The sequence below is a fragment of the Allobosea sp. FG18 genome (assembly GCF_057809495.1).
The window spans coordinates 1-12373 of sequence record NZ_JBMDKB010000030.1; the positions used below are offsets into that span (position 1 = coordinate 1).

Below are 12373 nucleotides of genomic sequence, written 5' to 3' on the forward strand. Positions count from 1 at the left end.
GTCGACGCTTGCCCGCGCGCTTCTAAAGGTCGACCCTCGCTTTGTTCCCTCGGTCTCGATGACAACGCGGGGGCGGCGCCGGAGCGAAGGACACGGGATCGACTATAATTTCGTCGATCGCTCTCAGTTCGGGCGCGAGGTCGCCGCCGGCGGCCTGGTCGAATGGGCTGAGGTCTACGGAAACCTCTATGGCACGCCGAAGGCTCCGGTGGATGCAGCACTCCGTGGAGGCAGGGACGTCCTATTCGATATCGACTGGAAGGGCGCAGGACAGATCGCGGACGCGTATCCGATCCATAGCGTTCGGGTTTTCATCCTGCCTCCCTCCGCAGAGGCGCTTCGGTCGCGGCTGGTTCGGCGCGCCGAGGATTCTGACGAGGTCATTGCGCGCCGGCTCGCCGGCGCAGCGGAAGACGTCTCCCACGCGGCAGATTACGACTACCTCCTGGTCAACGAAGATCTTGAGGCATGCCTGTCATCCCTGCGGCAGATCGTGGCCTATGAGCGGGCTCGGCGACTGGGTCTGGAGGTCTCGCCGCCGCGTCTCGATGATGAGGCTGGAGGCGTGCTCCTGGCTCTGCAGGATGACCTCGGGGTCCGCGCGCCGGCGCCCTGATCAGATCGACGGTGCGAGGGCCCTGCCGGACGCGATCGTCTGGTGCTGCGCCATGGCATATCGATCGGTCATTCCCGAGACGTAATCCCTGACACGATCTGCAATCATCTGCGCGTCAGCCGCATCCAGCCCCATCCCCCATTCGCCAGGCATCAGTGACGGCTCTTCCAGAAACCAGGTTGCGAGCTCTCCGACGTTCCGCGCGGCCTCGTCGGCCTCGTCCTTCACGGCTTCGCTCCAATAGAGGTTTGCATAGAGCCAGCTCTTCAGCTCGCCCTGCAAAGCCAACATTGGCTCAGAGAGCCTGATCGAGGGCTCTGCTCGCTCGCGTACTTGGTCCGGGTGCGTGAGGCCCTGCAGGAGCTCTGCAGAGGTCTGCGTGATGTCGGAGACCATCCCGTTGATCAGGCCCCGGGAAATTTCATGAGCCCTCCGCTCCTGGTCTCCGACTGCATCCAGGTCGGACGCGCGCCACACGCGGTCAACGATCTCGACCTCGCGCACGCGGCGCAGGTCGATGACCCCGCTGCGGACCCCGTCTTCGAGATCCGCAGCCAGGTAGGCGCAGTCGTCTGCAAGGGCGGCGATTTGCGCCTCGGCGGACGCATGCTTCGCGAGGTCAATGCCGCGCAGTTCGACCGCCCTGCGAATGTCCTTAGGAATTGGCTTCCCTGCATGCTTTCCTGTCTGGAGACCGTCAGCCCCGACGAGAGGACCGTTGTGAGCGATGATGCCTTCGAGTGCCTCGAAGGTCAGGTCCAGACCATCGAACGTCGCATAGCGGCGCTCCAGTCGCTCGACGATCGCGACCGCCTGGGCGTTATGGTCGAAGCCTCCGAAGTCTCGGAGCGCTTCCGACAACTGATCCTCTCCGCGATGCCCGAGCGGCGAATGCCCGAGGTCGTGGCAGCACGCAATCAGATCCGCAAGCGTTTCGTCGAGATGCAGCCGCGCTGCGATATCTCGCGCGATTTGAGCGACCTCTAGCGTATGGGTGAGCCGCGTCCTCGCGTGATCGCTTGGAACCGAAAAGACTTGGGTCTTCAGGCTCAGACGACGAAAGGCGGCAGAGTGGATAACTCGCTGCCGGTCGCGAGCGAATTCCGAACGCCCATCCGTACACGGCCCTTCGAAGAGGCGTCCACGAGACGTGATCGTATCTGCCGCGACCGGAGAGCGCATCAGAATGCCGGTGCGTAGCGGTAGCCGCGCTCCGCAATGAGCTCGCTGACCCGCTCGCGCTCGCCCTCGCCGCCGAACGCTTCGACGATGCCTAGCACCGCGTCCTCGTCGATCTGGACGTCGTCGAGCGCGCTGACGATTTGGTCTGCAGTCATGTTCGTCGCTTTCGCAATCCCGGCGAGCTCATCCTTGGAGAGCCCATACTGCACGGCGAGCGTCAGTGCGCTGGCAGGATCCTCCTTCCACGCCTCCTCCCGATTGGCGCGGCGCTGCGAATAGCCCCATGCGACCGTGTCTCCCGGGTTGGCAAGGTCGCTGTCGAAGCAAACGATGCCCTTGTAGAGGTCGACGAGATCGGCGTCAGAAAGCTCGTCGAGGAAGGAGCGAAGCCCCTGGGCAGAGCTGAACTCCATCCGGTGATTGCGCCATTTGGACAGCACCAGCCAGCCACCGCTGCGTCCCTCCGTCCTGAAGACCCAATCGCCGTCGTCGTCACCGGGCCAGGATTGCACCAGCCCATCGACATAGGGCGAGACCGCCTCGGCACATACATCCCAGAAGAGGTGATCGTCCTTTTCAATGAGCGCCTTCCAAAGGGTGGCGAATGCGCGGTCGGGAGTGAATTCGTGCGTCGTGCCGGTCCCATCAAAATCGGGCGCCTTGATGTCCCAGCCGAGTGCGTAGCCGAACGCGCCGTTCGTGCTGTGGGAGGAGTGCTGACACAGGAAGGAAATCACCTCAGAACGGCCGCTAGCGGGCCAATGGTACGCGCCGTCAGGCTTTGCGTTCTCGTCCAACATCGCCTGCGTTCGGATATCGGCAGCAGGCGCGAAAGTGACATCCCGCTGGGTTCGCGCCTGATTGATCAGATCGCCACGAGCCGGTTCGCGGCCGGTCAGCAGATCCTCTGCCGTGCCGGGGAAAAGGTGAGGATGGGTCCGCAGGAACAGGGAGAGCTGCGACCAGGGCATGGCCTTGATGCGCTCGAATTCCTCGATCTGCGCGGATTTGCGAGCGGCGATCATGTGTCGGTCGATGATGACCGATACGTTGTCGTCGTCGAGGACGGCGATGCCGTTTACCTCCGATCCGATCAGCCCCATCGCCTCGAAGGCGTCGTACTGAACGACGGTGATGGCTCGGTCGATGCCGAAGGTCAGCCTGGCAATGTTGCCGTCGGAGTAGTGGTAGTTGCCGATCTTGGGCATCGTCGTTCCGTGGTTCGGTGATGTTCGACGAAGCCTAGATCGGCACTATGCAAGCCAGGAGCGCTTTCGCTCAGGCGGCCTTCGCACGCTGGTCGTTCTTCAGCCGCCAAAGGCCGATCGGATGATGGTGGCAGATCTTGCGCTTGGAACGGACGTATCCGACGAGCTCCCACATCGGGTCACGGAACAGCGGGCCAATGCAGCGCGGATCGACGCCGGCCGGGATCGGGCACTTCTCGCGGACGTCGTCGGACGTGATCTGGCCTCGCTCCTTGACCAGCTCAAGCGCAACGAGTCGCGCCTTTGCGAGCCATTCTGCGCGGGCGGCTTCGAGGTTCGGCAGGATCTCGGTCTCGAAGTCCTGGACCGGCCTGTTGCGGGCGGGCGGCGCCTGACGAGCGCTCGGCGAGCGCGGCTGTTTGGAATTCGGCTTGCGACGGTCCTGGCTGCGAGCAGGCTTCATGGGAGATCCTCAACATTAATCCTTGTTAAGGATTGTTGGGGCGGTTCCCGAAACCCACAAAACAGTTTCTTCTAGGCTGAGAAGAAATCCGTGAATAGCGCGTCGCGTTTCAGCCGCGGCGCCGCGCCCAGTGCCCTTTGCATTGACGGGATGCCAGTGCTTTGCCCGGCATGTCGCCGGCATTACGCTGCCGGATGATTTTCCAGGCGTCGATTCCGGTTATGAAAGCGAACTTTGCCTCTCCACCGCCTTCTGCGGGTTTGAACATCAGCAGGCGCAACGGGTAAGCGTCGATTGGCTCCGAGGGGATGGACCCGTCAGCAGCCCTGACGAACGACGGCTCTGCAAACACGATGCTGTTCGCAGCCTGGTTGAGCCCGAACATCTCGACTTCCTCAGGAGCAAGTGAGAGCTCTCCGCGGAGGGTGAACTCCTCCAGGTAGTCGACGGCGGTCGCGAGTGCCGAGCGATCATCCTCGGCAATGGTCTTCAAGACATCGACCACGGTGGCGTTTGTGCAATAGGCCGCCGGCACGAGGTAGGAAACGCCGTCTCGTTCGGCCATCTTCTGCTTGTCGAGGTTCTTGAGCGTCCATTCGTGCTTGTGTCCGGGCGGAACTTCCACCCGAATACCGCCCAGGCCGATGCTCAATGAGAACCGGCGCGTCGTCGTTCGCATCTTGGACATGGCTGCGACCTTTGCCAGCCAGCCCTCCGGAGCGGCGTCTTCAAGGCCCTTCTGCAACCTGATGAGCACATCCTCTGGCTTCGACCGGGTATAGCGCGGCACGACTCTCCAGGATCGCCGGGCGCCATCGAAATAGGCCTTCAGACTGCGCAGGACCTCACGGGTCGCCAAGTCGAAGCGAGGGGAGAAGACCTCGAAGCCGTCCGCCGTTTCGTAGATGCGGACCGTGCCGTGATCGTGAAAGCTCGACATTCTATCCTCGCAGAACCCCATCCACCGTGAATCGCATGGATTGAATGCTCCGTCCTTGACGCGAGCGTCGCAGAAAGGATTGTCTCGGTCCAGAGCTGAAGAAACCCTCCCGTATGGGGACGATCATGAATTTGAAGGCCGCAACGATCATTGGTAGCGACAAGGGGGGCGTGGGCAAATCTTTGCTGGCGAACCTCCTCGTCCAAGCTCACGATGTCGCCCGAGCGGACGTCCCCGACGCGCCGCGTATCAACGTCGTCGAGGTCGATCACCAGCGCCGCCTCAGCGGTCTCCTGGGCGAGGAACGGATTTCTGTGTCGCTTCCGGCGACGGCCTCTATCGCCGAGAGCGCAGCCAACCGCTGGCACAATGAATCGCGATTCAACAGCTGCTATTCCGTCTGGTCGTCCGGCGATTCGATCACCGATCTGGGGGCCAATACGACGACGAGCCTGATGGATTGGGCGCGTCACAACTCCGTCCGTGACTTCGCCCGCGAGGACGGCGTGGCCTTCCGCTTTGTGGCGGTTGCGACGCCCGATGACCTTGCGATCCGGTCGGCTCAAGCGGCTCTGCGAGACGCTCGCGATGCCTTGGGTGGCGAACTCTTCCTGGTGCTCAACGACACGGCTGGCGGCGAACAAGGCTACCTGCCCTATGAGAACGGCCGCGATCTGCCGGCTCTTCTCGACGATGTCCGCGGTTGGGGAGCGAAGGTTATTCGTATCCCCTACTGCGACTGCATGCTCTTCGCTTACGCCCGAGCGCGCGGTTACACCGTGGTCGATTTCCTCAGGAACAAGGACAACGTGCTCTCCGAGATTCGACGGGAGGCAAACCTCGACCCCACCACTGAGCGCTTCCAATTGCGCAGGTTCACTGCCTGGGTTGGAGTGGTGCAGAACTCCCTCCAGCATCTGTTTGAACGCCCCGGCTCAGAAAGCGTGGCCGCGTAATGGAAGCTGCTGTTCCAGTCGTTTCGAACCCTGCTTCGCTGGCGGGGTTCTTCTACGTCGACCCGAACGAGGGCCTTTCCTATAGGGCAACGGATGGGACGCGGCGAGCGTCGCGATCCGACCGAGGTAGAAGCGCTCGCCGTGATTGCTGCAGCCCTCGCGGCGCTGCGCGGACACGGCGAGGTCGACCTGCCCGTGGACGAGATCCTCGTGCAGGCAATCGAGCGTCGTGACGAGCACATCGCCGAGCTGCGCAGTCGGATCATTGCTGCATTCGACCTGGGCTTCGCCTGGCGCGGGCAGATCACCGGGCAAACGCTGGAGGACAGCCGGGCCGTCGGTCGCACCCTTGGGAGCGACCTGTTCGAGGGCGTGCCCGTCAATCCCGACGCGGTGCCCTCGTTCGAGAGCGCTGATGCCGGCATGGTGGTTGCGAAAGCCGAGATCAAGCGAGCCCTCTGGGGGGCGAGCGATTCGATCTTGCTCGTTCCGCCTATCATCGCCGAGCCACTGCCCCTGCCGGCGCCCTCCGTCATCGACGGCGCGCGCTGGTGCCAGCCCAGCGACCATACGAAGCGGCAGTTCCTGCTGCGCTTCGAGGACGCTGATGTCGGCGATCTTGTCTACGATGATGAGGATCAGGCACGCACGGACTGGATCAGGGCAACCGAGAACTGGAATTGCTACCTGTTCGGCGCGCTCGAAATCTCACCTGAGCCGCATCGTGCCCCCTCGTCGGTTTCGCGAGACGGTGCGATGCTAATGGAACAAGTCTGACGAGAATCGCAATGAACGAAGAAGCCTTCCACCGGATCAGGAACCTGTCGCCCTCCGACGTGGCGCCTCGCATCGCGGTCGACGACGGTCCGGATCGAACGCTTCTCTATGGCTGGAGCGCAGCCGTCGGCGAAGGAAGCAATCGGACTTGGCACGTCTATCGCGAGGATGGCCAGCTTCATCTTTTTGTCTATGCGGCCCGAAGCCGACGGGCGAGGTTCGCGTGCTCGATGAGAGCGAGGCGACGAGAAATGCGCTTATTCTCAGCGATGAGCCCATGTTGATCTCCGGCACCGAGTTGGGTGCGGCGCTCCTGGTGCCGCCGAAACGCGCCTACCCCGCAGCCTGCGACGAAGATTTCTGCGCTCGACTGCTCGCGCTCGGGGTCCATATTTCCTTCACCACCTTCGAGGCCCGCCCTGAGAAGCCGTTCCATGGACTGCGCGCTTCCGATCTGCCGGCGCCGTCGCTACGGCCCTGAGACGCGCTCTCGCACTCAGATTTCGTCGGAGAATGGAAAGATGAGCGAGTGGAAGTTGCTTCCTGTCGAGCCGACAGATGCGATGCTCGATGCGCTCGCTGACGAAACGCCGTACTGCGTTAGAAGGGCCAGCGATAAGTCCTGCTACGAAGTGATCTTCAACCCGGCCGAAGACTGGCGGACGCACATTCCGAACGATCTGCAGATCGTGTTTCAGGGTGCCGAGGCAGAGGCTGAGGTTCGTTGCGAGCGTCTCCGTAGGCTGTGGCTTTACCGCTCGCTGCTCGCCACCGCTCCCGAGCCGCCGGCCAATGCCTGATTTTTCCATCGAGAGCGGCCTTATCGCCTCAGGCCACAGGCTGGTCTGCGGAGTCGATGAAGCGGGCCGCGGTTGCCTCGCTGGTGCAGTCACGGCCGCTTGCGTGATCCTGAATCCCGAAGATCTGCCCGAAGGCGTGGATGACTCGAAGAAGCTCTCCGCTGCCCGCCGGAGCGAGCTCTACGACCTCATCATGGAGAAGGCGATCGCCATTGGCGTTGCTTGCGTGGAAGCGTCAGAGATCGACAGCACGAATATCCTGATCGCGACCATGAAGGCCATGCGATTGGCTATCCATGAGCTTCCGATGCGGCCGGGCTACGCCTGCATCGATGGGAACATCATTCCGCAGGATCTGCCCTGTCTCGCCGCGGCGTATGTCGGCGGAGATGCGCGAAGCCTCTCAATCGCCGCGGCGAGCATCGTCGCCAAGGAAAGCCGCTCCCGGCTGATGCAACGGCTTGATGTGGCGCTGCCGGGATATGGCTTCGCGAGCCATGATGGCTACGGCACAGCGGCGCATCTGGAGGCGCTCGCTCGACTTGGGCCCAGCCCTCAGCATCGCATGACCTTTGCCCCGCTCAAACCCTGGTGGACAGAGCCCGAGATCATCAAGCCGAGGAAGCGGAAATCGCCGCCGGCGGCGCAGCTCTCTTTCTTCGACTCGATGGCCACCTAGCGTGCTGGTGACTTTCAAGCTCGCGCGGCAACCTTTCGGAATGACACCGATTGGCAGGCCCATGACGACTGAACTCGACACTTCCATCCGGAATGCAGCAGCCCTCATTCTCGATCCCGATCTCCAGGGCTCGGTGCTCGTCGTCTGCGTCGACAAGATCCCTGAAGATTTGGGCGCGCCGCCTCTTTACACGGGCATCGGTCGCGATTCCGACGGCGTGTATCTTGAAGTCGGCCGCGGGTCCGATGGTGCTTTTTTGGAAGGCACCGACGGCATCAGGCGGCTCACGTCGGTCGACGCGGAGTTGCTCGATCTGGCGATCGAGCTCTCGCCAGAGGCGGCGGTCTTGAAGGAAATGAGCTTCGAGACCGGAGCCTCCCGCGAGTATCCGGTGAGCTTCATCGGGGACTTTGCCCCGACCCCTGGCTTCTGAACATGACGCAGCGCCTCATCCTCGGCACGGTACGCGGTCGCATCGGCGGTCAGAGGCATACGGTTGCCTTGACCGACGGAAGCGTTCTGCGTGTCCAGTTCGAAGGTGAGGTGATGCCGCGGATCGGTGCCGACGTCATCGGTATCCTTGACGACAGCTCGGGCGAGAACCGGATCGAGCTCGTGCCTGACGTCGCCAAGCGCATGCTTAAGGGGCGGCGCACCAAAATCATCCCGTTCGGCCGCCCCGACGTCACGGCGAGAATGCTCGCCTATCTTCTCGACGGCACGGGGCCCGCGCTCATCCGACCAGGCGTTGGCGGCATCATCGAGCGCACTCCAATCATCAAGGATCCGGACCTCCGCTGGGCGCTCGGCATTCTTGAGCCTGAAGCCTCTCGGCTTGGCCTCGCGCTGAACGTCGTGGATCCGCTCGCCCTCGCTGCGTCCGCCTGGACGGATCGCGACCTCGTCGACGCCGTCCTGCCGGCGGACGCGTCCGGCGAGCGTGGTGCGCTCTCGGATCTGAAGGCGCTGATGGCTGACGCATTTCAGCCGGCATGCCGTCGAACCCTTCTGGGTCTCGGCCGTGGTGCGAAGACTCCTTCCGTCGATTTCATCATTCCCTATTCCCCGTTCCTGACCGGGGCGACCTTTTGCGCCCGCATCGGCGGCGCCTGGCATTCCGAATACGCTTTCCCGGCGATTTCATCCGATGATGCCCGCAGGCTCTCATCGTTTCGCGAGATCGCGCTGAGCTTTGCCGCGCGCTACCTGGGCACCGTCTCCAGGAATTCGGAGGTGGCTCGCCACCTCGAGGAGTGTTTCGCCGACGCGGCTGCCACGACCGCCTTTCTGCGCTCCGGAGGCGACCCGGCTGCAGCGCTGCGCTTCGCGGCGTTCCGCGAGGCCGGCGCGGCGCGATGGAATGAGGAAGGCTCCTGCCCTCCCCAGACCTGGTCCGCGATCCGAGCTGCGGTATCAGCAGCGACTTCGCCCGGCCTTCTGACCACCGACGACCTGATGAAGCACGCTGCCTCCGTCGCGCTTATCCACGCGCCGCGCAGCATCGAGGCAATCCTGGCTGGCGCCCGCAGCGCGAGCGACAAGGACGCCTTCATCGACCTGGAAACGGCCGGTCCTCATACCAAAGCCACACTGGAACGCCATTTTCAGCAGGAAGTCGCAGAGAATATCGCTCGCCTGGCCTCCCACGGGAACGCGCTCGCGCGCATGGCAAAGTTCGCGCCATTGATCGTCCCGATGGGCTTCGAGGACGCGTTCGATGAGCTCGTTCGTCCGGCTCTCGGGACGGTCGAATCCGACGACAACGACATCCGGCCGCTATCTTTCCTCGACGACGACGCGCCCGCGCTCCGGATGTGACCGCCATCCCCGGATTTCTGGTCTATCCGGGCATTCGGCGTTCGGGCCAGGCGCCAAATCCGAGCTATCCTTCATGATCATCTGATCTCGTCACGCCAGATGCGTGGCGACCGATATCCTGAAGGAACAGCATTCGTGCCGACCCTTGAGACCTCGCTCTCCCGGACACAGGCTATCCGCGCGCTTGGCGTGACCTATATGCACAGCGGCGACTGGCGCGAGCCGGTCGTGGAGCTGCTCGGCGCCGACCGATTGGTCTTCTCAGGCCAGCGTGCGTTTCCATCCGAGGAAGCGGCGGTCCAGTTCGTCCGCGAGCAATCCCGCGCCCAGGCCGAACGCGATGTCGCCTCGGCCGAAGCGATGATGGGCGGGTTCCTGGTCCCGACGCGGCTCTGGCTTGCCCGCAATTCGCATTTCTTCCGCCGGCGCGAGGTCGGTCTGATCCAGACCGAGGCGATCGCATCCCAGCGTCTCCGATCCGCTCGCCGTATCCTGGCAGCCGATAACCCGGTCGAGATCGTTCGCCTGCCGAATGACATCGCGATGCCGCCCTTGTTCTCGATCAATGAGAAGGTGTGGGTCGTGGATTCCCGCGGACATCCGCGCGAGGCTCCACGCATGACCCCGTCGGCCGTTCGCGAGCGCCTCGTGTCTGGCGGTGGCGGGACGGCTCACGCGGTTCGCTACATGCTTGAAGGGTTCGCGGTGCCCTTCGAGGCACAGGTCGGTGTGGGGGCCACTGCGGTCCTGGTGCCGGCCGATCCCCACCTGAAGGGCTATTCCGAGAAAATCGTCGCTGACCGCGTCCTCGACCTCTTCTCGTCCTCGACCGATGGTGACGCGGTGGATACCCAGCAGGAGCCCGTCAGGGCGGCTGGGAGCGGTCTGGTGAATCAGCTGGCAGCTCTGGCCGGCCTGGGCACCAAGCTGTGGCTCCCAGGCCCTTCTGCGGCGTCCGATAGCGGCCTGCGCTAGTCAGCGCAGGCCTGGTGCCGCCGAGGGAGCGGTGTCGACGCCGGCGGCGTCGAGAGCCTCGATCACTTCCTGCAGGCCATCGAGCTCGATGCCTTCAGCGCGGGCGTTGCGGACGAGGTTCGCCACGAGCTCCTCGAATTCCTGTGTCGGTGCGTTCTCCGGCTGCTCCACCAGAGCGCAGTCGCACGCTTCCATGGACTCGGCGTATTCGAGGATGGGGATCGACGTGGTGGTCCGCTCGTATTCGAAGGCGGCCGGCATGCCGGCGATGAGCACGGTGTTGAAGGCCATGATGACCTTCGCTTGCTCCTCTGTGGCTGCCTCGATCACCTCCTCGTGGGTGATCTCCTCGTCGTCGAAGTGGCCCTCCATCGACCACTTCCTGGTCTCTTCGCCGTCGGCGAAGGCGAGCTTTTGGAAGCGCAACTGCTCACCTACAGAGTCCATCTTCTCCAGGTAGAGACTGTCCCCTGGAAAATCGTCGTAGTTCACGTAGCGGCTCGATACCGCCCGGTTCGCGCTGCGCATTGCCTCTGCGACCTGCGCAAACAGGCGAGGTCCCTTCGCGACCGGCACGGTCGTCACCGCGATCCCGGACGGCTCCAGGTCGGTCGGCACGCCAATGGTGAAAACGAAATCGGTCATCGCATCCTCGCGGGTCTGTTCTCCGAGGATCCTACCGCGGTCCGATGAAAGGCACCGCGGGCGAAACGAACCCATAGTTTGAAACAACCGGCATTGGAAAGTCGCGTCTTTTGGCCTCTCGAACCGATAAGTTGGTCCGTTTCGAACCCATAGTTTGGACATGGGGCCCGCTTCACGACCTTTCTTCGAAACCCTCTTGATAATGTCCGACGCTATCATAGATAATGTCGGACGCTATCGTATGCGATGTCGGACATTATCAGAAAGGGTTCTCAATGTCAGATTTGATGGTGAAGCGCTCGGTCCGCCTGGACCCGGTGATCGACAAGAAGGTGCAGGAGCTCAATCGCCCCTTGAGCGAGGTGGTTCACGAGGCGCTGCTCGACTACCTCTTGAAGTTGGGTGTGCTGGACAGGGAGGAAGCCGCTCTGCATGTGAAGACCCTTGAGATCCTCAAGGACGTCGCCGGCATGGCGGTTTATCTCGCTAAGACGGGGAAGTTCACGGAGTCGATCACAGACACCGTGCTCGCCCAACTGATGCAGGAGGAGAAGTTCGCCGCGTCGTATGCCTACGTGGTCGGCGGCGACCCTTACCTCCACGGCAACCAGAAGAAGGCCAAGCTGAACCTCAAAATCGGGGCGAAGGTCCGCGAGGCGATCAACGGAACGGTCATGACCGATGCCAAGAACCGGCCGCTCACCCGTACGGTCCATGGCCGAGTGATCCAATCCTACACCCCGATGTCGGGCTTCAATCTTCCGGCCTAAATTAAGAGTGGATCTGGGCCCCGGGCCGCGTGCCCGGGGTCGCCAGAGGTCAGCCGAAGGTCTTCTGGAAGCTCGGCTCGCTTCCCTCGGGAGCACAGGCTCCGGTCTCATAGGGAAGCGCCTTGGCGCCTTCGTAACGCGTCTGATGCGCGGCATCCGCCAGTTCGAAACCGCCGGCCCGGGTGGTACCGTCCTTGCTCCGCGTCGTGCCATAGATCCACGACGGACGGACGCCGGCGAAGGCGGGATGTTTCTCCAGGACGACTAGGTTGAAGATTGGGTCGCAATTGGCGTCATCCGTCCAGCGGAGAAGATTTTCGCCGAGCTCGGTATCCCGATATGGCTGGATGCGGCAGATGGCCGGGGGGTCGCAGACGACGGTCGCGTTGTCGTCGTGCTCGTCGTAGCACTCGATCGTGTGGGCAAGGACGACTTTGCCCTGCACGGCTTCGTACTCGGCCAGCACAGCCGCCTCGATGGTGGCCTTTGTGATCTCGGGCATTTCAAACCTCGCGCGTTGTGGAATGTGCCTCAGGGTGCCGGG

16 protein-coding genes are annotated in these 12373 nt (G+C 63.0%); 10 read left to right on the forward strand and 6 right to left on the reverse strand.

Annotated elements, in window-relative coordinates; genetic code table 11:
- On the forward strand, positions 1 to 616 hold a 616-nt coding region (gene gmk / locus ACODTJ_RS25380), incomplete at its 5' end, for a guanylate kinase (RefSeq protein WP_488850670.1).
- On the opposite strand, the gene dgt is transcribed toward gmk, so the two are convergent.
- The 4 genes from dgt to ACODTJ_RS25400 form a co-directional block, all read right to left on the reverse strand.
- Positions 617 to 1798: a dGTP triphosphohydrolase gene (gene dgt, locus ACODTJ_RS25385; protein ID WP_488850672.1), complete on the reverse strand. Its 1182-nt coding sequence runs from the start codon at positions 1796 to 1798 to the stop codon at positions 617 to 619.
- Complete coding sequence (locus tag ACODTJ_RS25390) at positions 1798 to 3006, reverse strand: hypothetical protein (protein ID WP_488850674.1); 1209 nt, start codon at positions 3004 to 3006, stop codon at positions 1798 to 1800. The genes dgt and ACODTJ_RS25390 overlap by 1 nt, the downstream gene beginning before the upstream one ends.
- 70 nt (positions 3007 to 3076) lie before the next feature.
- Positions 3077 to 3469 (reverse strand): hypothetical protein, encoded by a 393-nt coding sequence (locus ACODTJ_RS25395; RefSeq protein ID WP_488850676.1) that lies wholly within the window; start codon positions 3467 to 3469, stop codon positions 3077 to 3079.
- A 109-nt stretch (positions 3470 to 3578) separates the two neighbouring features.
- Positions 3579 to 4409 (reverse strand): hypothetical protein, encoded by an 831-nt coding sequence (locus ACODTJ_RS25400; protein ID WP_488850678.1) that lies wholly within the window; start codon positions 4407 to 4409, stop codon positions 3579 to 3581.
- A 125-nt stretch (positions 4410 to 4534) separates the two neighbouring features.
- On the opposite strand from ACODTJ_RS25400, the gene ACODTJ_RS25405 reads away from it, so the two are divergent.
- The 8 genes from ACODTJ_RS25405 (at position 4535) to ACODTJ_RS25440 (ending at position 10414) form a co-directional block, all read left to right on the forward strand.
- A complete protein-coding gene (locus ACODTJ_RS25405; RefSeq protein WP_488850680.1) occupies positions 4535 to 5365 on the forward strand; it encodes a hypothetical protein in 831 nt (276 codons plus the stop codon).
- A 93-nt stretch (positions 5366 to 5458) separates the two neighbouring features.
- A complete protein-coding gene (locus ACODTJ_RS25410; protein WP_488850682.1) occupies positions 5459 to 6142 on the forward strand; it encodes a hypothetical protein in 684 nt (227 codons plus the stop codon).
- 223 nt (positions 6143 to 6365) lie between these two features.
- The gene (locus ACODTJ_RS25415; protein ID WP_488850684.1) at positions 6366 to 6623 is read left to right on the forward strand and encodes a hypothetical protein; all 258 of its coding nucleotides are present in this window, start codon (positions 6366 to 6368) and stop codon (positions 6621 to 6623) included.
- A gap of 40 nt (positions 6624 to 6663) precedes the next feature.
- Entirely contained in the window at positions 6664 to 6942 is a 279-nt protein-coding gene (locus ACODTJ_RS25420; protein ID WP_488850686.1) for a hypothetical protein, read from the forward strand.
- Positions 6935 to 7621 carry a ribonuclease HII gene (gene rnhB / locus ACODTJ_RS25425; protein WP_488850688.1) on the forward strand — a complete coding sequence of 229 codons (687 nt, stop codon included), beginning with the start codon at positions 6935 to 6937 and terminating at the stop codon, positions 7619 to 7621. The genes ACODTJ_RS25420 and rnhB overlap by 8 nt, the downstream gene beginning before the upstream one ends.
- Before the next feature lie 61 nt (positions 7622 to 7682).
- Positions 7683 to 8054 carry a hypothetical protein gene (locus ACODTJ_RS25430; protein WP_488850690.1) on the forward strand — a complete coding sequence of 124 codons (372 nt, stop codon included), beginning with the start codon at positions 7683 to 7685 and terminating at the stop codon, positions 8052 to 8054.
- A gap of 2 nt (positions 8055 to 8056) precedes the next feature.
- Complete coding sequence (locus tag ACODTJ_RS25435; RefSeq protein WP_488850692.1) at positions 8057 to 9439, forward strand: hypothetical protein; 1383 nt, start codon at positions 8057 to 8059, stop codon at positions 9437 to 9439.
- Positions 9440 to 9574: 135 nt separating this feature from the next.
- Complete coding sequence (locus ACODTJ_RS25440; RefSeq protein WP_488850694.1) at positions 9575 to 10414, forward strand: hypothetical protein; 840 nt, start codon at positions 9575 to 9577, stop codon at positions 10412 to 10414.
- Here ACODTJ_RS25440 and ACODTJ_RS25445 read toward each other — a convergent pair whose 3' ends face one another.
- On the reverse strand, positions 10415 to 11059 hold the full coding sequence (locus ACODTJ_RS25445; RefSeq protein WP_488850696.1) for a hypothetical protein: 645 nt from the start codon (positions 11057 to 11059) through the stop codon (positions 10415 to 10417).
- 275 nt (positions 11060 to 11334) lie between these two features.
- Between ACODTJ_RS25445 and ACODTJ_RS25450 the strand changes: the two genes are divergently transcribed.
- Positions 11335 to 11829 (forward strand): hypothetical protein, encoded by a 495-nt coding sequence (locus ACODTJ_RS25450; protein ID WP_488850698.1) that lies wholly within the window; start codon positions 11335 to 11337, stop codon positions 11827 to 11829.
- A gap of 49 nt (positions 11830 to 11878) precedes the next feature.
- Here the strand turns inward: ACODTJ_RS25450 and ACODTJ_RS25455 are convergent, their stop codons facing one another.
- Positions 11879 to 12331 carry a hypothetical protein gene (locus tag ACODTJ_RS25455; protein WP_488850700.1) on the reverse strand — a complete coding sequence of 151 codons (453 nt, stop codon included), beginning with the start codon at positions 12329 to 12331 and terminating at the stop codon, positions 11879 to 11881.
- Positions 12332 to 12373: the final 42 nt, after the last annotated feature.

Bases quoted from the DNA above. Each gene is read 5' to 3' on its own strand.
- rnhB (WP_488850688.1), top strand. From the start codon at position 6,935: ATGCCTGATTTTTCCATCGAGAGCGGCCTTATCGCCTCAGGCCACAGG.
- ACODTJ_RS25395 (WP_488850676.1), bottom strand. From the start codon at position 3,469: ATGAAGCCTGCTCGCAGCCAGGACCGTCGCAAGCCGAATTCCAAACAG.
- ACODTJ_RS25455 (WP_488850700.1), bottom strand. From the start codon at position 12,331: ATGCCCGAGATCACAAAGGCCACCATCGAGGCGGCTGTGCTGGCCGAG.
- ACODTJ_RS25435 (WP_488850692.1), top strand. From the start codon at position 8,057: ATGACGCAGCGCCTCATCCTCGGCACGGTACGCGGTCGCATCGGCGGT.
- dgt (WP_488850672.1), bottom strand. From the start codon at position 1,798: ATGCGCTCTCCGGTCGCGGCAGATACGATCACGTCTCGTGGACGCCTC.
- ACODTJ_RS25410 (WP_488850682.1), top strand. From the start codon at position 5,459: ATGGGACGCGGCGAGCGTCGCGATCCGACCGAGGTAGAAGCGCTCGCC.
- ACODTJ_RS25405 (WP_488850680.1), top strand. From the start codon at position 4,535: ATGAATTTGAAGGCCGCAACGATCATTGGTAGCGACAAGGGGGGCGTG.
- ACODTJ_RS25450 (WP_488850698.1), top strand. From the start codon at position 11,335: ATGTCAGATTTGATGGTGAAGCGCTCGGTCCGCCTGGACCCGGTGATC.
- ACODTJ_RS25390 (WP_488850674.1), bottom strand. From the start codon at position 3,006: ATGCCCAAGATCGGCAACTACCACTACTCCGACGGCAACATTGCCAGG.
- ACODTJ_RS25400 (WP_488850678.1), bottom strand. From the start codon at position 4,409: ATGTCGAGCTTTCACGATCACGGCACGGTCCGCATCTACGAAACGGCG.
- ACODTJ_RS25420 (WP_488850686.1), top strand. From the start codon at position 6,664: ATGAGCGAGTGGAAGTTGCTTCCTGTCGAGCCGACAGATGCGATGCTC.
- ACODTJ_RS25430 (WP_488850690.1), top strand. From the start codon at position 7,683: ATGACGACTGAACTCGACACTTCCATCCGGAATGCAGCAGCCCTCATT.
- ACODTJ_RS25445 (WP_488850696.1), bottom strand. From the start codon at position 11,059: ATGACCGATTTCGTTTTCACCATTGGCGTGCCGACCGACCTGGAGCCG.